This window comes from Nocardia mikamii NBRC 108933 (genome assembly GCF_001613505.1).
GTDB lineage: Bacteria > Actinomycetota > Actinomycetes > Mycobacteriales > Mycobacteriaceae > Nocardia > Nocardia mikamii.
Genome location: NZ_BDCM01000014.1, coordinates 384,202 through 403,238 on the forward strand (window position 1 = coordinate 384,202; position 19,037 = coordinate 403,238).

Annotated in this window: 23 protein-coding genes; 14 read left to right on the top strand and 9 right to left on the bottom strand. The window is 70.0% G+C overall.

Going from position 1 to position 19,037, the window contains the following annotated elements; genetic code table 11:
• Window positions 1-86: 86 nt before the first annotated feature.
• Complete coding sequence (locus tag NMI01S_RS23305; RefSeq protein ID WP_063000444.1) at window positions 87-494, top strand: hypothetical protein; 408 nt, start codon at window positions 87-89, stop codon at window positions 492-494.
• A gap of 6 nt (window positions 495-500) precedes the next feature.
• Here the strand turns inward: NMI01S_RS23305 and NMI01S_RS23310 are convergent, their stop codons facing one another.
• Entirely contained in the window at window positions 501-1,421 is a 921-nt protein-coding gene (locus tag NMI01S_RS23310) for a TIGR03564 family F420-dependent LLM class oxidoreductase (protein WP_063000446.1), read from the bottom strand.
• Between the two features lie 223 nt (window positions 1,422-1,644).
• Here NMI01S_RS23310 and NMI01S_RS23315 point away from each other — a divergent pair, with 223 nt between their 5' ends.
• The 5 genes from NMI01S_RS23315 to NMI01S_RS23335 all read left to right on the top strand — a co-directional run bounded on the left by NMI01S_RS23315 (window position 1,645) and on the right by NMI01S_RS23335 (window position 5,389).
• Window positions 1,645-2,460, top strand: a complete 816-nt coding sequence (locus tag NMI01S_RS23315) for an acyl-CoA thioesterase domain-containing protein (protein WP_063000448.1) — start codon at window positions 1,645-1,647, stop codon at window positions 2,458-2,460.
• Window positions 2,461-2,584: 124 nt separating this feature from the next.
• On the top strand, window positions 2,585-2,794 hold the full coding sequence (locus tag NMI01S_RS23320; RefSeq protein ID WP_063000450.1) for a TOBE domain-containing protein: 210 nt from the start codon (window positions 2,585-2,587) through the stop codon (window positions 2,792-2,794).
• A gap of 99 nt (window positions 2,795-2,893) precedes the next feature.
• Window positions 2,894-4,270, top strand: coding sequence for a mycofactocin biosynthesis glycosyltransferase MftF (mftF, locus tag NMI01S_RS23325; RefSeq protein WP_063000451.1), 1,377 nt, complete (start codon window positions 2,894-2,896; stop codon window positions 4,268-4,270).
• On the top strand, window positions 4,257-4,940 hold the full coding sequence (mftE, locus tag NMI01S_RS23330) for a mycofactocin biosynthesis peptidyl-dipeptidase MftE (RefSeq protein WP_063000453.1): 684 nt from the start codon (window positions 4,257-4,259) through the stop codon (window positions 4,938-4,940). The genes mftF and mftE overlap by 14 nt, the downstream gene beginning before the upstream one ends.
• A 74-nt stretch (window positions 4,941-5,014) precedes the next feature.
• On the top strand, window positions 5,015-5,389 hold the full coding sequence (locus NMI01S_RS23335) for a DUF2255 family protein (protein WP_039782089.1): 375 nt from the start codon (window positions 5,015-5,017) through the stop codon (window positions 5,387-5,389).
• A gap of 52 nt (window positions 5,390-5,441) precedes the next feature.
• Here the strand turns inward: NMI01S_RS23335 and NMI01S_RS23340 are convergent, their stop codons facing one another.
• The 3 genes from NMI01S_RS23340 to NMI01S_RS23350 all read right to left on the bottom strand — a co-directional run bounded on the left by NMI01S_RS23340 (window position 5,442) and on the right by NMI01S_RS23350 (window position 7,330).
• Window positions 5,442-6,344: an SDR family oxidoreductase gene (locus tag NMI01S_RS23340; protein WP_063000454.1), complete on the bottom strand. Its 903-nt coding sequence runs from the start codon at window positions 6,342-6,344 to the stop codon at window positions 5,442-5,444.
• Window positions 6,345-6,441: 97 nt separating this feature from the next.
• Complete coding sequence (locus tag NMI01S_RS23345) at window positions 6,442-6,639, bottom strand: hypothetical protein (RefSeq protein WP_157126319.1); 198 nt, start codon at window positions 6,637-6,639, stop codon at window positions 6,442-6,444.
• 55 nt (window positions 6,640-6,694) lie between these two features.
• Entirely contained in the window at window positions 6,695-7,330 is a 636-nt protein-coding gene (locus NMI01S_RS23350) for a TetR/AcrR family transcriptional regulator (protein WP_063000458.1), read from the bottom strand.
• Window positions 7,331-7,505: 175 nt separating this feature from the next.
• Here NMI01S_RS23350 and NMI01S_RS23355 point away from each other — a divergent pair, with 175 nt between their 5' ends.
• Window positions 7,506-8,057 carry a nucleotidyltransferase family protein gene (locus tag NMI01S_RS23355; RefSeq protein WP_063000460.1) on the top strand — a complete coding sequence of 184 codons (552 nt, stop codon included), beginning with the start codon at window positions 7,506-7,508 and terminating at the stop codon, window positions 8,055-8,057.
• A gap of 10 nt (window positions 8,058-8,067) precedes the next feature.
• Here NMI01S_RS23355 and NMI01S_RS23360 read toward each other — a convergent pair whose 3' ends face one another.
• The 4 genes from NMI01S_RS23360 to NMI01S_RS23375 are packed head-to-tail and all read right to left on the bottom strand — an operon-like array spanning window position 8,068 to window position 12,509.
• Window positions 8,068-8,739, bottom strand: a complete 672-nt coding sequence (locus NMI01S_RS23360) for an SRPBCC family protein (protein ID WP_063000463.1) — start codon at window positions 8,737-8,739, stop codon at window positions 8,068-8,070.
• Window positions 8,740-8,756: 17 nt separating this feature from the next.
• Entirely contained in the window at window positions 8,757-9,293 is a 537-nt protein-coding gene (locus NMI01S_RS23365) for a (2Fe-2S)-binding protein (RefSeq protein WP_063000465.1), read from the bottom strand.
• Window positions 9,286-10,161, bottom strand: coding sequence for an FAD binding domain-containing protein (locus tag NMI01S_RS23370; RefSeq protein WP_063000467.1), 876 nt, complete (start codon window positions 10,159-10,161; stop codon window positions 9,286-9,288). Before NMI01S_RS23370 ends, NMI01S_RS23365 begins: the two co-directional genes overlap by 8 nt.
• Window positions 10,158-12,509 (bottom strand): xanthine dehydrogenase family protein molybdopterin-binding subunit, encoded by a 2,352-nt coding sequence (locus tag NMI01S_RS23375; RefSeq protein ID WP_063000469.1) that lies wholly within the window; start codon window positions 12,507-12,509, stop codon window positions 10,158-10,160. Before NMI01S_RS23375 ends, NMI01S_RS23370 begins: the two co-directional genes overlap by 4 nt.
• Window positions 12,510-12,633: 124 nt before the next feature.
• Between NMI01S_RS23375 and NMI01S_RS23380 the strand changes: the two genes are divergently transcribed.
• Together NMI01S_RS23380 and NMI01S_RS23385 are read left to right on the top strand one after the other, a co-directional pair.
• Entirely contained in the window at window positions 12,634-13,725 is a 1,092-nt protein-coding gene (locus NMI01S_RS23380; protein ID WP_157126320.1) for an XdhC family protein, read from the top strand.
• 42 nt (window positions 13,726-13,767) lie between these two features.
• Window positions 13,768-14,199 (top strand): type II toxin-antitoxin system Rv0910 family toxin, encoded by a 432-nt coding sequence (locus tag NMI01S_RS23385; RefSeq protein ID WP_063001009.1) that lies wholly within the window; start codon window positions 13,768-13,770, stop codon window positions 14,197-14,199.
• A gap of 9 nt (window positions 14,200-14,208) precedes the next feature.
• Here the strand turns inward: NMI01S_RS23385 and NMI01S_RS23390 are convergent, their stop codons facing one another.
• On the bottom strand, window positions 14,209-14,691 hold the full coding sequence (locus tag NMI01S_RS23390) for a nitroreductase/quinone reductase family protein (protein WP_084513224.1): 483 nt from the start codon (window positions 14,689-14,691) through the stop codon (window positions 14,209-14,211).
• A 142-nt stretch (window positions 14,692-14,833) separates the two neighbouring features.
• Here NMI01S_RS23390 and NMI01S_RS23395 point away from each other — a divergent pair, with 142 nt between their 5' ends.
• From NMI01S_RS23395 to NMI01S_RS23415, 5 genes are all read left to right on the top strand, one after another.
• Window positions 14,834-15,235 (top strand): TOBE domain-containing protein, encoded by a 402-nt coding sequence (locus tag NMI01S_RS23395; protein WP_063001013.1) that lies wholly within the window; start codon window positions 14,834-14,836, stop codon window positions 15,233-15,235.
• Window positions 15,236-15,240: 5 nt separating this feature from the next.
• Window positions 15,241-16,026: a molybdate ABC transporter substrate-binding protein gene (modA, locus tag NMI01S_RS23400; RefSeq protein WP_063000471.1), complete on the top strand. Its 786-nt coding sequence runs from the start codon at window positions 15,241-15,243 to the stop codon at window positions 16,024-16,026.
• Entirely contained in the window at window positions 16,023-16,838 is an 816-nt protein-coding gene (gene modB, locus NMI01S_RS23405; RefSeq protein WP_063000473.1) for a molybdate ABC transporter permease subunit, read from the top strand. Before modA ends, modB begins: the two co-directional genes overlap by 4 nt.
• The gene (locus tag NMI01S_RS23410) at window positions 16,835-17,884 is read left to right on the top strand and encodes an ABC transporter ATP-binding protein (RefSeq protein WP_063000475.1); all 1,050 of its coding nucleotides are present in this window, start codon (window positions 16,835-16,837) and stop codon (window positions 17,882-17,884) included. The genes modB and NMI01S_RS23410 overlap by 4 nt, the downstream gene beginning before the upstream one ends.
• Window positions 17,885-18,007: 123 nt before the next feature.
• On the top strand, window positions 18,008-18,964 hold the full coding sequence (locus tag NMI01S_RS23415; protein ID WP_063000477.1) for an MspA family porin: 957 nt from the start codon (window positions 18,008-18,010) through the stop codon (window positions 18,962-18,964).
• Window positions 18,965-19,037 lie beyond the last annotated feature (73 nt).

Genomic DNA, 19,037 nt, shown 5'->3' on the forward strand with positions numbered 1-19,037 from the left:
GGATGTGTTGGGGGTTATTCGCAGACATATGACGGTTCGGCCCGGTATGCGGCAGATCGTGTCCGGGCTGTGAGGTGAGGAGAACGGTGAGCGGCAAACTGATCACGGCAACTCCGTCGGCGGCCCTGCTGGTCGAGGAGATCGTCGATCGCTACGGCTCGGTCGAGCAGTTCTGCAATCAACTCCGCCGGGATCTGGACGACCCGACCGTGCAATTGCCGCGCCTCACCCATCTGATGGCCCCGGGCGGCGGCCAGCCCCAGGCCCATCTCGCCTGGTCACGGGCCGCGTGCCCGGAACCCGTGCCGATCGGCGAACCCGGCACGCCGCCGCCCGGTCCGTACGGCGGCGCCGAGACGACTGTGACCGGCCCCCATTCGGGCCCGGCACCGACCGCCGGCCCCGGACCGATCACGCCCTCGCGCGCCCAGCCCAGGACCGGCGAAGCGCACGTACGCCGCCGCCTGTGGCACCGATTGCTGCGCTGGTTGTGATTCGCCTCACCGAGCGCTGGACGAGGCGCGGCGCACGGTCGAAATCAACTCTCGAGTCCGCTGCTGCGCCGCGGCATCCCCACGCACACTGACGATCAGATCGGTGACACCGGCGCGGGCGTATGCGCTGATACCTTCTGCCACAACATCTTCGGGTCCGAGCAGGGCGGTCTCGTGCACACCGGTCAGGTGCTGGCGATCCAGCAGAGCCCGGTAGCTCGGCAGCCGGGACGCCGGGGCCAGCGCCTGCGCCAACTCCTGCCTGAGATCGTCCGGAGCGTGGGTCACGGCCGCCGACACCACAACGACTGTTCGCGGTGCCGGCCGGCCCGCCGCGGCGGCCGCCGCCGCCAATCGCGGGCCGATGTGCTCGGCGATGATGCCGGGGGTGGTCCACGTGGTCACCGAACCGTCGGCCAGTTCCCCGGCGACCTTCAGCATCGCCGGTCCCAACGCCGAGACCACGACCGAGGGCGGCGTCGCCCCCGCGACCTCGATCGTCGCCGCCGCTCGCAGCGTCTCGCCGCGATAGTCGGTGGTCTCGCCGCGCAGCAGCGGAGTGAGCGCCGACAGATATTCGCGAACGTGCCGGGCCGGCCGCTCGTAGGACAGCCCGTACGCGTCCTCCACGATGTGCGGATGGCTCGGCCCGATCCCGAGGGTGAACCGATTCGGCCCCAGCGCGGTGGCCGTCAACGCCTGTTGCGCGAGTGCGATCGGATGCCGGGCGAAGGTGTGGGTGACCGCCGTTCCCACCTCGATATCGGTGGTCTCCCGCAGCGCCAACGTGGCGACGGTCAGGGCATCCCAGCCGAGCACCTGATTGAGAAATACACTGTCCAGCCCGGCCCGCTCCGCCCAGCGGATCCGCTCGACAACCTCGGTGACCGGCGCCGTTCCGCCGACATAGAGACCGATGCGCACCATGAACCCCCATCCCACAACGGGGCTCTCACATTATTCGGGCGAGTGCTGCCGCGACAGAGTTCGAATCACATCGATTCGATCGCACGCGATCGCGCCGCCGGTTGCCCGGACCTCTTCGGTCGCGGCCATCCTTCACCGACCCCGGACGTGGTCGCCGGCTCCCGGCCGTCGATGATCAGGGTTGCCCGGCCGTCGTCGGCCGCTGAGGAAGGAGTTCGGCCATATGAACAGTGCGTTCTTCCGCGTCAAGCACGAGGACACCGAGGAACTGCATCCCGAACCCCGCGCGGGCAGCGGCTGGGGGGCGGATCAGATGCGCGGGCCGGCCGTCAGCGCCGCACTGGCGCGGGCGGTCGAGCGGACGGTCGAGACCCTGGGCCGTCCGGATCTGCAGCCGGTCCGGTGGACGCTCGATCTGTTCCGCGCGGTGCGGATGCGCCCCTCGGTGACCGCCGCGACGATCGTCCGCGAAGGCCCCCGTCTCTGCTTGGTCGACGCGGTGCTGACCCAGGACGGCGAACCGGCGGCTCGCGCGAGCGCACTGTTCCTGCGACCGAGCGAGGCTCCGCCCGGGCACGTGTGGTCCGGCGGCACCACACCCACCGCCCCCGGCGCGGGTCTGCGGCCCACACGCGACCCGGAACGGCTGTACCACACCGAATCCGAGGGCTGGGGCGAGTGGACCGACGCCTTCCGCGACAGCCCTCGAAAACGCATCTGGCACTTCGCCATTCCGGTGGTCGAAGGCGAGGAGCCGACCCCGTTCCAGGTCGCGGCTTCGGTCGCCGACGTCACCAATATGGTGTCCAATCTCGGCAGCGCGGGCCTGGAATACATCAATCCCGATGTGACGATGGCGATTACCCGCCTGCCGGCCGGGAGGGAAGTCGGTCTCGCGCTGACCGAACGCGTCGAACACCACGGGCTCGCCGTCGGCACCGCGGTGATGTTCGACCGCGACGGCGTCCTCGGCACCACCACCGTCTCCGCCATCGCCAACGCCCGCCGCGCCGTCCGCCTCGATCGCGGACGCGACTGAGAGCGAACGTTTCCGGTGCGGTATCGAACAGCCGGTGTCGATCGCGCCCGCACCGACAGAGCTCGGCTGAACGCGCCACTCCGCCCTCCGTCGCCGGAGCGAGTCCCGGGCGTAGGGTCGCCGCATGCGCCTGAGCACCCGGAATCAACTCGACGGCACCGTCGTCTCGGTCACTCGCGGTGAGGCCATGGCGGTCGTTCGGGTCCGCCTCACCGGCGGGGACGAGATCACCTCGTCCATCACCCGCGACGCCGTGGACGATCTCGACCTCGCCGAGGGATCGGTGGTCAAGGTGCTGATCAAATCGACCGAGGTCACCCTCGGTATCGAATAGATCCACCGGCCACGGCCTCCGGCCACACACGTAGCCTGGTCTGGTTCGTTCCGGACGCGGCCGCACCGGCCGGGTCGTGCCGATGGAGGATGTGCCGTTGTGACCGTCACGCTGCGGCCGGACGCGCGACTGCGGTCCTCACCCGACGGCCGAGTACTGCTCGGCGGCAGTCCGCTGCGAATGCTGCGCCTCTCCCCCGCCGGTGCCCGCCGGGTGCGGGCGTGGTTCGCGGGCGAACCGGTGGGCAGTGACCCGGGCGCACAGGCGCTGGCGCAGCGGATGCTGGCGGCGGGCGTCGCACATCCGACGATCGATCGGGGCGGTCACACCATCGCCGATGTCACTGTCGTCGTCCCGGTCAAGGACAACCTCGCCGGGCTCACCCGACTGCTCGCCGCCACTGGCGACGTGGGCTCCCGCATCGTGGTCGACGACGGTTCCGCCGTGCCGATCACGGGCCATGTCGCCGAGGACGGGAAACCACCGCCGACGGTGACGATCGTCCGGCACGCGTCCGCGCGCGGCCCGGCGGCGGCACGCAACAGCGGATACCGGGCGGTGCGCACCGAGCTGATCGCCTTTCTGGATTCCGATATCGTCCCCGATCCGGGCTGGCTCGACCCGCTCCTGCCGCTGTTCGACGATCCGGCGGTGGCGGCGGTGGCCCCGCGGGTGCGCACCTTCGAGCGCGGCGTGCTCGGCAACTACGAGGCCCACCGGTCGAGCCTGGATATGGGCGGCGAACCGGCGGTGGTGCGGCCGGGTGGGCGCATCTCCTACGTCCCGACCGCGGCGCTGGTCGTGCGCCGCGCGGCCGTGGATCGGGCCGGCGGATTCGACGAAGCCCTGCGCTACGGCGAGGACGTCGATCTGATCTGGCGGCTCGTGAGCGACGGGAAACTCGTTCGCTATCAACCCGATTCGGTGGTCCGGCACGAGCCGCGCACCACGCTGCCGGCGTGGTTGCGGCAGCGCTACGACTACGGCACCTCGGCCGCTGCGCTGGCGCGGCGGCATCCGGGGCACTTGCACTGTGCGCGCCTGCCCCGCACCACCGCGTTCCGCTGGGCGGCGGTCGCGCTGGGCCGCCCGTGGCTCGGCATCGCGACGGCCACCGAACCGGTGCGGCAGCTGCGGCGGCTGCGCGCCGCCGGGCTACCGGCGTCGATGGCCGCGATGGTGGTCGGCGAGGCCGAACTGGCCGCCGTCCGCCAGCTCGCCGATGCGCTGCGCCGAATCTGGTGGCCCGCAGCGCTGTTCGGCCGCCGGGGACGCCGGTTGCTGCTCGCGGCCTACCTGCCGGTGGTGGTCCGCGCGGTGACGGCCGGACGGGATCCGCGGGCCGGGCTGTTGCGCGTCGCCGACGATCTCGCATACGGGCTGGGAGTGTGGTCCGGCTGTCTGCGGTCGCGGACCGCGGAGCCGGTGCTGCCGCTGCTGTATCGAACCGACGGAGACGGTGATGCGCCTCGCTGATCTGACCTCGGGCGACCTCGCCACGGCCGATCGCGCGCCGCTGCTGGCGATTCCGCTCGGCGCGACCGAACAACACGGACCGCATCTGCCGCTGGGGACCGATACCGCCGTGGCGGTGGAACTGTGCCGCCGCTTGGCCGGCACCCGTCCGGATATCGTTGCGGCACCGGCGATTCCGTACGGATCCAGCGGTGAACACGCCGGATTTCCGGGAACACTGTCGATCGGGCACCGCGCCCTGGAACTGCTGATCGTCGAATTGGTGCGCTCGGCAGACGAATTCGCGGGAGTGATCCTGGTGAACGGGCACGGCGGAAATCTCGAGCCGCTGCGGGCCGCCCAACGCCTCCTCACCACGGAAGGCCGATCGACCCTGGTGTGGTCACCGACCGGCCCCGCCGACGACACGCACGCCGGACACGCGGAAACGTCGGTCATGCTCCATCTGGCGCCGGCACGGGTCGCGATGCACCGCGCCGAACCCGGCACGACCCGACCGCTGCGCGAGCTGATGCCGCGCCTGCGCTCGGGCGGTGTGAAAGCGGTGAGTGCCAACGGAATACTGGGCGACCCGACCACCGCCGACCCCGCCGAGGGCGCGCGGATACTCGAACGCTGGACAAGCGCCTTGATCGCCGCGGTCGCCGAAAGTTTTCCCGAACCGCGCTGAGGCAGCCGCACCACGGCGAGGAATCGGCCTAGCCTGGGCGAACCCACTGCATCGCGATCGATGGAGGTAACGACATGGCCTGGACCGCCGCTCAGCTCGACCGGATCGGATCTTCCGAGGAGCTGGAGATCACCAGCTACTACGAGAACGGCGCACTGCGGGACTGGACCACCATCTGGGTCGTGCGCGTCGACAACGATCTCTACATCCGCTCCGCGTACGGGCAATCCGGAGGGTGGTACCGCCACGCCATGCACACCCGCGGCGCGCGAGTCCGCGCCCACGGCGTGGAAACCGACGTGACCCTGCACCCGGTCACCGAGTCCTACATCAACGACCGCGTCCGCAAGGCCTACGAGTCGAAATACCGTGACCAGCCCAGCGCCCTCGAACCGATGCTGGCCCCCGCCGCCGAGAACACCACCCTGCGCGTGGACCCGGTCGGCTGAAGGGCAGACGCGGTCGACGCCTGGTGGGCCGCCGGTCCGCCGCCGCCGCTGGTTACTGCCCGGTGAAGTAGTGCCCCTCCTCCAGATCCTCGATCAGGTTGGGGTGCAAGGGTTTCCACCCGAGCAGAGCGGTTGTGGCCTCGGCCGTGGTGGGGTTGTCGAGCTGGACCATCGGGGCGAGGAAGCCGAAGTGATCGGGCGCGTCCTCGGCGGGGATGCTCACGACCGGGACGTCCAGGTGACGGCCGATCACCTCGGCGATGCGGCGCAGCGGTATGCCTTCGTCGCCGACGGCGTGCAGGCGGGTACCGGCGGGGGCGGATTCCAGAGCCAGCCGGTACAGATAGGCCGCATCGAGGGTGTGGCCCGCCGGCCAGAGGTTGACGCCCTCGCCGACGTAGGCGGAGACCCCCTTCTCACGCGCGATGGCGATCAGGGTGGGCACGAAGCCGTGGCGGTCGAGGGTGCTGTGCACGGTCGGTGGCAGCCGGACCACACTGGATCGGATTCCACGCTCGGCGAATCCGATCACCTCGTTCTCGGAGTCGATGCGCGGACCGCCCGGTAGCGAGTCCGCTTCCGTGCCGATTCGCCCCAGGGCCGCGAGCAGACCCGTTCCGGATGTGCTGACCAGCGGCTTACCCGACCCGGCCAGGGCGTCGCCGAACGCCCGGACCACTCGCAGATCGGTGTCGGCCGCGCCGAGGAAGTCGCCGGCGATCATGTTCTCGTGTTTGAACGCCAGGTGGATGACGCCGTCGGCTGCGGCCGCCACCTCGGCCAGCGCCTCCGGATCGTCGAGATTTCCGCGATGCACCTGCGCTCCCGCGGCCTCCAACGCCGCGGCCGAGGCATCCGATCGGGCCAGCCCGACCACCTCGTGCCCCGCCGACAGCAGTTCGGGAACGACCGCGGACCCCACATGTCCCGACGCCCCGGTGATGAATACGCGCATGGAAAGACCTTCCCGCGAGGAATACGCCGCATCGTGCGCGACGGCCGCCGATGTCAGCGACTGCCATCACGCTACACCGCGATGTCAGCCGCTGTCATCACCTGAGTCCAGACGGACCCGGAATCGTCCGACACCCGGGTACTTCTCGCCCCGCCAGCAGAGCGGTCGCCGGATCGTCGCGATAGCGGCGCATCACCGCATCGAGGCGGGCCTCGCCGCCACCCACGGCCGCCGACAACAGCGAACGCACCCGGATATCCGCCGCCAGATCGCGATCGGTTCGAAGCGTCGTCATCCGGGCACCGTATCCCCGGAACATTCCGCGCACGGCCCGTGCCGCGAGGGAGCTCTCAGGCCGAATTCGCCGCGCGGCGTTCGATTTCCGCCTCGCTCCAGGCGCCGATCATGCGGGCGGTCATGACGATGGCCTCGCGGCGTTCCTCGGGGTCGACCTCGAGCGCGGAGGCGCGCAGGACTGCGGAGAAACCGGTGTTCACCAGGACGAAGGCCATGACGTCGAGCTCGTGGTCGTCGCCGGGGCCGAGGATCTGGATCAGCAGCACCTTCACCAGCAGGCGCAGGCGCGGTTCGAATTCGGGGATGCCGCTGTTGTAGAACTGCACCCCGGCGGCCAGGGCGCGAACGAGTTTCGCGTTGTCGACCAGTTCGTCGCAGATGGCGGCGAGGATGTCGGCGGTCATATCCTCCACCGACCGCTCCGCGCGATCCAGCCGTTCGGTGAAGCGGCGCTCGATGCTCTCCAGCAGTCGTTCGAGCAATTCCTCGACGATGACCGTGCGATCGGAGAAGTAGCGGTAGACGGTGCCGATGCTGAGCCCGGCCTCGGCGGCGATCCGATTGGTCGAGGTGTTCTCGATCCCGCGCTCACCGAACAACCGCGCCGCGGTGTCCAGGATGTGCTGGCGGGTTTCCTTCGCACGCTCCTGCGTCGGGCGTCGACGCTGACCGACCGCCTTGGACGGCATCACGCACTCCTACCTGATCTCGCGCCTGTTGGTCGGTTGCTCATCCTAGGATGGCCGCGAACGATATCTACCCTGTTCGGCGGCTCGCCACGACGAATTGGCCGAGTCCACAAAGGACCGGCATTTCCGCTATTACATTGGCGCGACAGCGCATTTCCCCACCGAGAGGCCGCCCATGCCGGACCGCGTAGTCGGAGTCGTACTCGCCGCCGGGGCGGGCCGGCGATTCGGCCGCCCCAAGGCCACGGTCGGTCACTGGCCGGCCACGGCGGTGGACGCGCTGCGCGGGGGCGGATGCGCGGAGGTCGTGGTGGTGCTCGGCGCCGCCCTGATTCCCCCGATTCCCGCGACCACCACCGTGGTGGCACCGGAGTGGGCCCAGGGAATGAGCGCGTCGGTGCGCGCGGGAATCGGTGCGGCGCAGCGGCTCGACGCCGCGTACATCGCATTGCATGTGGTGGATACGCCCGATGTCGGCGCGGATGTGGTCGCCCGGGTGATCGAGGCCGCGATGGCCGACCCGTCCGGTATCGCGCGTGCGAGTTTCGCCGGACGGCCCGGCCATCCCGTGGTGATCGCACGCCGGCACTGGGCCGATCTGCTGCCGACCCTGTCCGGTGATCGCGGCGCCGCCGCCTATCTGCGTAGCGTTTCCGCGCCCACCGTGGAATGCGGCGATCTGGCCACCGGCCGCGATATCGACGAACCCGGCGACCTCGAACGCTGACGCGGCCCGCTCAGCCCCGCCGCGCTCGCCGCCGGATGACGGCCACCAGCACCACGAGCATCAGCGCCGCCGCGAATCCGCTGTAGCGCAGCACCTGTGCGGATCCGGCGGCGGCGAGCAGATCCAGCGGCTCGGCCGGGGTGCGCGAGGCGGTGGCGCGCTGCGGGTGGGCTGTGACGGTAGTCGCGCCCGGGTCCGACTCCTGCGTCACGGCGCGCGGCGGTTCGGCCGGCCGCGCCGAGGCGGTGATCTCGTCGGCGAGGTTGGTGGCGAACTGCCCGATCAGGGTGCCCGCGACATCGGCCAGCGCGCCCCGGCCGAATTGGGCGGGCTTGCCGGTGATCGCCAGCTCGGTGTCGACGAAAACGTCTGTGCTGCCGTTGTTCTCGACCAATCGGCAGGTGATGGTCGCCGTCGCCGTGCCGTTGCCGCGTGCCTCACGGCCACGTCCCTCGAGCACCGCGACCCCGGCCTGTTCGTCCCGCGAGACGACCTTGATGATCCCGTTGTAGCTCAACCCCACCGGACCGAGTTTGACCTTGATTCTGCCGTGGAAATCATCGCCTTCGCGCGAGGTGATGGTCGCCCCGGGCACACACGGCGCGATGCGTTCGAGGTCGAGCAGTACCGGCCAGGCCTGCGCCGCCGGAACGGGAATGGTGAACGTGTTGTCGAGTTTCATGACGGTCCTCGGTCGGATCAGGCCCGCCGCGCGGCGGGTGCGGCGATATCGGCCTCGTCGCCGGTGGAGGATTCGGCACCGGACTCGCGCGCATCGGCGGCGGCGCGGACCGCGCGCACGATGCCCTGATATCCGGTGCAGCGGCACAGATTTCCCGAGATCGCCTCGCGAATCTCGGTGTCGGTGGGATCGGGATTCTCGCGCAGGAAAGCCGTCGCGGAGACGATGAAGCCGGGCGTGCAGAAACCGCACTGCAATCCGTGTTCGGCGCGGAATGCCTCTTGCACCGCCGACAGGGTCCCGTCGGGTTCCGCGATGCCCTCGACGGTCGTGATCTCGGTGCCGTCGGCCTGGACCGCGAAGATCAGGCAGGAGCGCACCGCGGCACCGTCGAGCAGGACCGTGCAGGCGCCGCATACGCCGTGTTCACATCCGAGGTGGGTGCCGGTGAGCCCGCAGCGGTCGCGCAGATAATCGGCCAGCGTCAGCCGGGCCGGCACGGCGTCGCGGCGGCGAAAGCCGTTGACCCGCACCTCGATATCGACCTCAGTCATCGCTCGCCTCCTCTATCGCGCGGCGCCATGCCCGCGCCACCATCGCCGCACCGAGCCGGCGGCGATATTCGGCAGAACCGTGCACATCCGACGAGATCGCCGTCAGATTCGCGGTCGCCGCGGCGCCGACCTCCTCGGCCGCCACCGCATCGGCGGGACGGCCCAGCAACTCGGCCTCGGCCTCGTGCGCCCGCACCGGGGTCGGCGCGAGGCCGAACAGGCCGATCGCGCAGCGGTCGATGCGGCAGTCCCCGTCCAACCGGACCGCGATCGCCGCCCCGGCCATCGCGAAATCGCCGCTGCGCCTGGTGAATTCCTCGATCGCGTAGCCGCTGCGTCCGGACCGGGCCGGGAAGGTGATCGCGGTGACCAGTTCGTCGGGTTCCAGCGCGGTCGTCCACATACCGGTGAAGAAATCCGCGGCCGCGACGGTGCGCCGCCCGCGGGGCGACAACGCCTCGATCTCGGCGTCCAGAGTCAGCGCCACCACCGGATATTCGGCCGCGGCGTCGGCGTGGGCGACGGAACCGCCGATGGTGCCGCGGTTGCGGATCTGGAAGTGCCCGATCAGCGGTGTCGCCCGGTGCAGCAGTGGAACCGCCCGGCGGATCTCCGCGCAGGCGCCGACCGCCGCGTGGGTGGTCCCGGCGCCGATCCGCACACGCGACGCACCGGCCTCGATTCCGCGCAGGTCGTCGGCTCGCCGCAGGTCGACGAGGTGGTCGAAGACCGCCAGCCGCAACGCCAGCATCGGCACCAGGCTCTGGCCGCCGGCGATGATCTTGGCCTCGTCGCCGAGTTCGGCGAGCAGTGTCACCGCCTCCTCGGCCGAGGCGGGGGCGTGATAGTCGAAGGCGGCCGGTTTCACGCCGACTCCTTCCCGGCGGCGCGTGCCCGCTCCACCATGTCCACGATCCGTGCGGGTGAGAGCGGCAGTTCCCGGAGCTCGATCCCGAACGGCGACAACGCATCCGCGACGGCGTTGAGCACGGCCGGCGCCGCGCCGATCGCCCCGCCCTCGCCGACGCCCTTGAAACTGCCCGGCCCCGGACTGGGCGTCTCGACGTGACCGACCTCGATGACCGGCACTTCCATGGCGGTCGGCAGCAGATAGTCCAGGAAGGTCGTCGCGACCGGATTGCCGCTCTCGTCGTAGGCGAGGTGTTCGTAGAGCGCGCCGCCGATGCCCTGCACGGTGCCGCCGTAGATCTGGCCCTCCACCACATTGGGGTTGATCATCGGCCCGACGTCCTCGCTGACGATATAGCGCAGCAGCGTCACCGCCCCGGTCTCGATGTCGACCTCACACGTGCAGATGTGGGTGGCGTTGGCCCAGATCGCCATCTGCGAGGTCTTGTGCCGGCCGTTGGCCTCGAGTCCGGGTGGGACTCCGGGCGGCAGGCTGTCGGCCTGGAAGTAGGCGATATCGGCGATCTCGGCCAGCGTGAGCCCCTTGCCGGGAGCGCTGCGCACGCTCGCGCGGCTGTCGGCGATATCGATCTCCTCCGGCGCGACGTTCAGCCGGTGGGCGGCGATCGCGACGATCCGCTCGCGCAGGACGGCCGCGGTCTGTCCGATCGCGCCCGCGGTCATCGATCCGGAACGGCTGCCCCCGGTGCCGCCGCCGAACGGCGTCACCGCGGTATCGCCCTGAATGGTCCGCACATCCGACAGCGTGACCCCGAGCGCGTCGGCCGCGAGCTGAACGACGGTGGTCTCCAAGCTGTTTCCGGCCGAACCGCCCGCCACGTAGACGTTGACCTTGCCGCTGGGTTCGATGCGGATGGTGGCGCCCTCGGTGCTGAGGAACGGGCTCGCGCCGGTGGTCGGTTCCACATACGTGCAGGTGCCGACGCCGAGGTAGCGGCCCTGCGCGCGGGCGGCGCGCTGTTCGGCGCGGAAGGCGTCGTAGTCCAGTTTCTCGACCGCCTGCTCCAGCGTCTCCAGCGGCGAGATGTTGTCGTAGGACATGCCGTTGGGATTCGCCCACGGTAATTCGTCGCGGCGCACCATGTTCCGGCGGCGCAACTCGATCGGGTCGATACCGATGTGCCGGGCCGCGTGGTCGAGCAGCACCTCGCGAGCCACCGATTCGAACTGCCACGGCCCCCGATAGGCGACGCGCCCGACGGTGTTGGAGTAGAGGAACTTCGCGCTGAACGAGGCGTCGGTGATGCGGTAGGGGCCGGGGAACAGGATGCCGACGACCACGCCACCGGTGATCGGCGAGGGCGTCGGATAGGCGCCGACGTTCTGCACGTGATCGATGGACGCCGCGACGATCCTGCCGTCGGCATCGAATGCCATTGCCACATCGGCGTTCTCGTGCCGGGCCAGGCCCGAGGCCATCAGATTCTCCTGGCGGTCCTCGATCCATTTCACCGGGGTGCCGAGCGCGCGGGAGGCGAGCATGACGCAGGTCTCCTCGCGCAGCGGGAGCTGTTTGAGTCCGAAACCGCCGCCGGTGTCGCGCGCGATCACCCGGACCTGGTGTTCATCGATGCCGAGCAGCCGGGCGCAGAACGCCCGGACCTCGTGCGGCGACTGGGTGGCGATCCAGATCGTCATCTCCGCCGTCGAGGCCGTCCATTCGGCGAGGATGCCGCGAGTCTCCATGGGCACCGGCAGATACGCCTGCTGAAAGATCCGCTGCCGCACCACATGTGCGGCCGAGTCGAACAACGGTGCCAGGTCGGAGGCCGGGCGCCCGCCCATCGCCCCGGCCGAATTGCCGGCGAATCCGGCGTGCACCAGATTCGGCGACTGTTCGGCGGTGGTGTAGTCGACCACCGGATCCAGCGGTTCGTAGTCGATGACGACCAGTTCGGCGGCGTCTTCGGCGATATAGCGGTCCGCGGCGATCACCAGTGCGACCGGATCGCCGACGAATCGGACCTCCTCCTCGGCCAGCGGCGGACGCGGCACCGGCGGCATGCCGGCCATGTCCAGGTCGTAGGAGATCTCGTGCGCACCGGGGTTGAGGTTCGCGGCGGTGTAGACGGCGAGCACCCCGTCGAGTTCCAGTGCCGCCGAGACGTCGATCGTGCCGATGGTCGCGCGGGGCAGTGGGCTGCGCACGAAGCAGGCGTGCACCACGCCCGGGCGGGTCACGTCGTCGACGAAGGTTCCGGCGCCGGTGACCAGGCGCGCGTCCTCGATGCGCGGCACGCGGGCGCCGACGACGGAGGCGCTCGCGGTGGTGGTCGTCGAGGTCATCGGGCGGCTCGCATCGCGGTCATCGGACTGATCCCCTCTTGTTCGCCGTCGGACAAGGACCGGCACCTCGCGGTCGGTTAACAATATATGCCGAAAGTGAGTATGTCGCTACAGTACAAGGAGAATGGGATTCTCACAGGAGGGCGGCGTGCGCGAACTCGGCGAGCACCTGCGGCACTGGCATGCCGCCGCGACGACCTATGCCCTGGCCACCGTGGTCGGGGTGCGCGGCAGTGCGCCACGAGCAGTGGGCACCACCATGGCGGTCTCGGCGTCGGGGCAGGTGCGCGGCAGCCTCTCCGGCGGCTGCGTGGAGGGCGCGGTCTACGAGGAATGCCTGCGAGTACTCGAATCCGGGGAGCCGGGCCGCCACACCTTCGGCTACAACGCCGACGACGCCTTCGCCGTCGGGCTCACCTGCGGTGGTGAACTCGACGTGTTCATCCACCGGGTCACCGCGGCCGAATACGACACGATCGCCGCGGCGCTGGATCCGGATCGGCCCGTCGCGCTGGTGCGGGATCTGGAATCCGGCGCGATGGTGGCGGTGCGAGCGGACCGCACCATCGGCGGGCCCGCGGACGCGGCGGTGATCGCGCACGCTCGTGCCATGCTCGAGACCGCTACCAGCGCGGTCCGCACCATCGGGTGCGCGGATCGCGAACGCACGGTGTTCGTGGCGTCCTTCGCGCCGGCGGCGCGCATGATCGTCTTCGGCGCCACCGATTTCACCACCGCGCTGTGCCGGGTCGGGCGGCTGCTCGGCTATCGGGTCACCGTCTGCGAACCGCGGCCGGTCTTCGCCGACCGGGCGCGCCTGCCCGAGGCCGACGAGGTGGTGCGTGATCGGCCCGACCGCTATCTGGCCGGGACGCAGGTGGATTCGCGCACGGTGATCTGCGTGCTGACCCACGATCCGAAATTCGATGTGCCCGTTCTCGCGGCGGCGTTGCGGCTGCCGGTGGCATATGTGGGTGCTATGGGGTCGCGGCGCTCGGATCGAGAGCGACGTGAACATCTGCGCGACAACGGGATCACCGATCGGCAGCTGTGTCGGCTGCATTCACCGATCGGCCTGGAACTCGGCGGCCGCACGCCGGAGGAGACCGCGGTGGCGATCGGCGCCGAGATCGTGGCGGTGCGCCGCGGCGGTTCCGCACAACCGCTCTCGGCGACCGACCGGCCGATCCACGCCGATCCCGGACTCGCCTCGTAGCCACCGGCAGGTGTGCGAATCACCGGCGGTTACCATCCACGCGTGGCGAAACTGACAGTCTCGGTGGACGTCCCGATCCCTCCCGATCGGGCCTGGTCGCATGCGGCGAATCTGGGCGAACTCGACCAGTGGCTGATCATGCACGAGGCGTGGCGCGGCCGGGTGCCCGAGGAGCTCACCCCCGGTACCGAACTGGTGGGCATCGCCTCGGTGAAGGGTCTGCGCAATCGCGTGCGCTGGACCGTGCGCACGGCCGAACCGCCGCGCCGGCTCGTATTGAGCGGCGCCGGCAAGGGCGGCACCAAATTGGGATTGGAACTGCTGGTCGCGCCGAACGCCTCGGGTTCGGCGGTCACCGTCGACATCGACCTGGGCGGGCGACCGCTGTTCGGCCCGATCGGGGCGACGGTGGCACGAGCGCTGCGGGGCGATATCGAACGCTCACTCGACCGGTTCGTCGACCTGTACTGCTGAGTGCACCCGTCATCGCGGTTCGAGGACGACCAGCGGGATCGTGCGACCGCCCGCCTGACGCCGATAGAACTCGTAATCCGGTGTCATCGTGACGAATTCGCGCCAGAGGTCCGGATATTCGGCGGCGGTCGCGACTCGCGCTCGCACCGGGCGCACCTCGGTTCCGATCCGGATCGTGGTGTCGGGATGGGCGAGCAGGTTGTGATACCAGGCGGGATGGTGCGGCTGACCCGCCTTCGACGCCGCGATCGCCACCGCGGCCCCCACGTCGACATATATCAGCGGTGAGCTCCGCAGGATGCCGGATCTCGCACCCACGTGGTCGAGCAGCAGTATGCGCGCGTGCCGACGGCCCGGCATGCGCCCGCCGATCCGCCCCCTTGACCATCGGTACAGCGCCACATGGACTTTCGTCGCCCGCCGACCGGCGTAGACACCGTGACGGTTGGCGAATCGCGTCGTGACGGAGACGACTGCGGCGAGCCAGGGCATACCGCCGAGCATGCATCATCGCTCGCGTTCCCGCCAGGAGCCGATCCGCACGAACGCCGTCCCGTCCCGGTGAGAATCGGGTAACCGGCCCGCAACCGCAGACGGGCTTGCGAACCGCATCCACGGCAATATGCTGTCGATTGTGACGAATCTGCGGATCAGTGAGGCGGCGGCGCTGCTGGGGGTCAGCGACGACACGGTGCGGCGCTGGATCGATCAGGGACGGTTGCCGGAGATCCGGCTCGACAGCGGACGCAAGGGGGTGCGCGGCGCGGACCTGGCCGAGGTATTGCGCGCTCAGCACGCCGAGGCGCACGAACCCGGTGTCACCGTCGCCGCCTCGGCCCGCAACCGGCTGCGCGGCATCGTCACCCGCATCCTCAAGGACACGGTCATGGCGCAGGTCGAGATGCAGGCCGGACCGTTCCGGCTGGTCTCGCTGGTCAGCCGGGAATCGGTGGACGAACTCGGTCTCGAGGTCGGCAGTATCGCCGTCGCCTCGGTCAAATCGACCCACGTCGTGGTCGAAATCCCAGAAAGTTGACGAGCATGCAGATCCTCCGGACCGTCGTCGCCGCGGCGGCCGCCGTCGCCGTCACCGCCGCCCTGGCCGGATGCGGGTCCGACGACGCGACAACCACGTCCGCAACGGGCGAACTCTCGGGCACGGTCACGGTTTTCGCGGCGGCCTCGCTCACCGAGACGTTCACGAAACTCGGACACGACTTCGAGGCCGCCCATCCCGGCGTGAAGGTCGTCTACAGCTTCGGCGGCAGCTCGGCACTGGCCGCGCAGATCGAACAGGGGGCACCGGCCGATGTCTTCGCCTCCGCCGCCCCGGCCAATATGCAGCAGGTGGTCGACGCCGGTGAGGTCATCGCGAAACCGGACACCTTCGTGAGCAATCGGCTGGAAATCGCTGTGCCCAAGGGCAATCCGGGCAAGATCAGCGGGCTGGCCGATTTCGGCAGGACCGAACCGCGGATCGCGTTGTGCGCGGTGCAGGTGCCGTGCGGCGCCGCCGCGGAGAAGGTCTTCCAGATCTCCGGCATCACCCCGCAACCCGATACCCGCGAGCAGGATGTCAAGGCCGCGCTCACCAAGGTGACCCTGGACGAGGTCGACGCGGCCCTGGTCTACCGCACCGATGTGCAGGCGGCCGGCGACACGGTGCAGGGCATCGACTTCCCGGAATCGGGGAAGGTGATCAACACCTATCCGATCGCGCCGCTCGCGAAGGCGCCCAATGCCGCCGCGGCCGCCGCCTTCGTCGGCTACATCCACTCCGATCCGGCGAAGAAGGTATTCGCCGCCGCGGGATTCGACACCCCGTGAGCAGGCCGCGAACGCGGCGGCGGGCGGCATCGGGACGGCGGCCGGTCGTGCTGGTGCTGCCCGCGCTCTGCGCGCTGGCGTTCCTGGTGATCCCGCTGATCGGCCTGCTGGTACGCACCCCGTGGGCGAGTCTGACCGATCGGCTGTTCAGCGCGGAAGTCGGTACCGCACTGCGACTTTCGCTGATCTGCGCCACCTGCGCGACCGTGATCTGCCTGGTGCTGGGCATCCCGCTGGCCTGGCTGCTGGCGCGGGCGCAGCTGCCGGGCCGGGGACTGATCCGCGCGCTGGTGACGGTGCCACTGGTGCTGCCGCCGGTGGTCGGAGGGGTGGCGCTGCTGCTGGTGTTCGGCCGGCGCGGGCTGCTCGGGCAGTATCTGTACGACTGGTTCGGCGTCTCGCTGCCGTTCACGACCCCGGGGGTGGTGGTGGCCGAGGCGTTCGTCGCCATGCCGTTTCTGGTCATCTCGGTCGAGGGCGCGCTGCGCAGCACCGACACCCGCTACGAGGAAGCCGCCGCCACCCTCGGCGCGACCCCCTGGCACACCTTCCGCCGCGTCACCCTGCCCGCGATCCTGCCGGGTGTGATCGCCGGCGGCGTGCTGTGCTGGGCGCGGGCGCTGGGCGAATTCGGCGCGACCATCACCTTCGCCGGGAATTTCCCCGGCCGCACCACCACCATGCCGCTCGCGGTGTATCTCGCGCTGGAAACCGATCCCGAGGCCGCGATCGTGCTCAGCCTGGTGCTGCTGCTGGTCTCGGTCGCGGTGCTGGTGTCGTTGCGCGAGCGCTGGATTGGAGGAGCGGTATGACGCTGCGGGCCGAACTCGAGGTGCGGCGCGAGCGCTTCCGCCTCGACCTCTCGCTCACCGTCGCACCCGGTGAGGTGGTGGCGCTACTGGGCCCCAACGGCGCCGGGAAGACCACGGCACTGCGCGCGCTGGCCGGACTGGTCCCGCTCACCGGCGGGCGCCTCACCGTCGCCGACGCGGTCTGGGACGAGCCGCCGGGCGTCTTCGTCCCGCCGGAGCAGCGACAGGCCGGCGTCGTGTTCCAGGATTACCTTCTGTTCCAGCATCTTTCGGCGCTGGAGAACGTCGCGTTCGGCTTGCGGGCGCGCGGTATGCGGCGTGCCCGAGCCCGGGCCCGGGCCGCCGACCGGCTCGAGCGGGTCGGCCTCGCCGAACACGCGCACGCCACCGCGCGCACCCTTTCCGGCGGGCAGGCGCAGCGGGTGGCACTCGCGCGTGCCCTGGCCACGGACCCCCAGCTACTGCTGCTCGACGAACCACTGGCCGCCCTCGACGCCGGGTCCCGGATGCAGGTGCGCGCCGACCTCGCCCGGCATCTGCGTGACTATCGCGGACACACCGTGGTGGTCACCCACGATCCGCTCGATGCGATGGTGCTCGCTGATCGGCTCGTCATCCTCGAACAGGGCACGGTCGTCCAGCAGGGCGCACCCGCCGAGATCGCCCGGCGGCCACGTTCGGATTATGTCGCGGATCTGATGGGGCTCAACCTGTTTCGCGGCACGGCCCACGGCACCGGTGTCGAGATCGACAACGGCGGGCACCTCACCGTCGCCACGCCGGCCACCGGCCGGGTCTTCCTCGCCTTCCCGCCCACCGCGGTGAGCCTGCATCCGCAGCAACCAATTGGCAGCCCTCGCAACTCCTGGCCGGTGACTGTCGGCAGCCTGGAACACCACGCCAACCTCACCCGCGTCCGACTCGACGGAGCGCCGCCGGTGCTCGCGGACATCACCCCGGCAGCGGTGGCCGACCTGCGCATTCAACCGGATATGCGGGTGTGGGCCGCGGTCAAGGCCGCCGAGATCCACGTCTACCCCGCTTGATATCTCGGGGTCGGCGGCGTGGCGCGCACCGATATCCCGGTCGGCGCGGATTCGAGCATTATGCTTGCCGGTCGATAGCTGTTCGCGATCTGCTGCCATGACATCGAGGAACAGGATCCAGCCATGCGACGTCCCCTCATCGCCGCCGCGACAGGCATCGCCGCGGTGACCGCCGTCGCGTCGATCTTATGGACCGGCGGGAGCGAAACGAGCCACGCTCAGCCACCCGGCACGGACGTGACCGGTTCGGGGGTCCATCTCACCGCGTCGGTGGACAACATCGGCGTGAACCCACCCGGTGACCGGACACCGAACTACCTCATGACGTTCTCGCACGCCGCGCAGTTGTCCGGGAATTTCTCGGTCAACATCGACGGTGACCCGATCACCTCGGGTCAGGCGATCGCGGGATTCCTGCTCGGGTGCGGGATCAGCGTGGCCGGCGGTTTCGACGTGGGCATCTCGCCCGAACAGGGGCTCGAATTGAGCATCTCCCCGACCTTCACGCCACCGTCCTTGACGACCGCCGCCGCCCCCATCGCCACCAGCGGCAGCGCCACTCCGACGACGACCACCGGCGCCAAGCCCTCCCCCACGACCGCCCGCACCACGTCCACCCCCACCAGGGCTGTCCGTACGAGTGTTCCGCCCACCACGAGCACCACCCCCACGACGACTGTCACGCCCCCGACCACTGTCACAACCCCGACGACCGTCATCCCCACTACGGACACCCCCACGATCACCACCCCGAGCCTGCCCACCACATCCGGCAGTGCCGGGCTGCCCGGAGTATCGCCGCCCGGATTCGACCTCGGGCCGAGCGTCGGCGGCTCGCTCGGTCTGTCCGAGAACCTGGACGCGAACATCGGTCCCGGTCAGGTCACCACCGCCACCACCGCGACGGCCAACCTGGACAACACGACGGCCTTCCCCTACCACATCGCCTTCAACAATGCCGCGTTGAACGTCTCCCAGTGCGCGTCCCCGGTTGCGGCCGTCCCGTTCGTCTCCGCCACGGTGTCGACGCCCACGGGGCTAGTTCAGACCACCGCGTACGGCGATCAGTTCACCTTCTGAGCCGCACTCCCACAGCACGCAGCCTGGGCCGCCCGCATCGCGGGCGGCCCAGGTGTATTCAGGTCGAGACATC

Coding starts and splice junctions, on each gene's coding strand:
- NMI01S_RS23310 (WP_063000446.1), bottom strand. CDS start 1,421: ATGGTGCGCATCGGTCTCTATGTCGGCGGAACGGCGCCGGTCACCGAG.
- NMI01S_RS23315 (WP_063000448.1), top strand. CDS start 1,645: ATGAACAGTGCGTTCTTCCGCGTCAAGCACGAGGACACCGAGGAACTG.
- NMI01S_RS23320 (WP_063000450.1), top strand. CDS start 2,585: ATGCGCCTGAGCACCCGGAATCAACTCGACGGCACCGTCGTCTCGGTC.
- mftE (WP_063000453.1), top strand. CDS start 4,257: ATGCGCCTCGCTGATCTGACCTCGGGCGACCTCGCCACGGCCGATCGC.
- NMI01S_RS23335 (WP_039782089.1), top strand. CDS start 5,015: ATGGCCTGGACCGCCGCTCAGCTCGACCGGATCGGATCTTCCGAGGAG.
- NMI01S_RS23340 (WP_063000454.1), bottom strand. CDS start 6,344: ATGCGCGTATTCATCACCGGGGCGTCGGGACATGTGGGGTCCGCGGTC.
- NMI01S_RS23345 (WP_157126319.1), bottom strand. CDS start 6,639: ATGACGACGCTTCGAACCGATCGCGATCTGGCGGCGGATATCCGGGTG.
- NMI01S_RS23350 (WP_063000458.1), bottom strand. CDS start 7,330: ATGCCGTCCAAGGCGGTCGGTCAGCGTCGACGCCCGACGCAGGAGCGT.
- NMI01S_RS23355 (WP_063000460.1), top strand. CDS start 7,506: ATGCCGGACCGCGTAGTCGGAGTCGTACTCGCCGCCGGGGCGGGCCGG.
- NMI01S_RS23360 (WP_063000463.1), bottom strand. CDS start 8,739: ATGAAACTCGACAACACGTTCACCATTCCCGTTCCGGCGGCGCAGGCC.
- NMI01S_RS23365 (WP_063000465.1), bottom strand. CDS start 9,293: ATGACTGAGGTCGATATCGAGGTGCGGGTCAACGGCTTTCGCCGCCGC.
- NMI01S_RS23375 (WP_063000469.1), bottom strand. CDS start 12,509: ATGACCTCGACGACCACCACCGCGAGCGCCTCCGTCGTCGGCGCCCGC.
- NMI01S_RS23380 (WP_157126320.1), top strand. CDS start 12,634: ATGGGATTCTCACAGGAGGGCGGCGTGCGCGAACTCGGCGAGCACCTG.
- NMI01S_RS23390 (WP_084513224.1), bottom strand. CDS start 14,691: ATGCCCTGGCTCGCCGCAGTCGTCTCCGTCACGACGCGATTCGCCAAC.
- modA (WP_063000471.1), top strand. CDS start 15,241: ATGCAGATCCTCCGGACCGTCGTCGCCGCGGCGGCCGCCGTCGCCGTC.
- NMI01S_RS23410 (WP_063000475.1), top strand. CDS start 16,835: ATGACGCTGCGGGCCGAACTCGAGGTGCGGCGCGAGCGCTTCCGCCTC.
- NMI01S_RS23415 (WP_063000477.1), top strand. CDS start 18,008: ATGCGACGTCCCCTCATCGCCGCCGCGACAGGCATCGCCGCGGTGACC.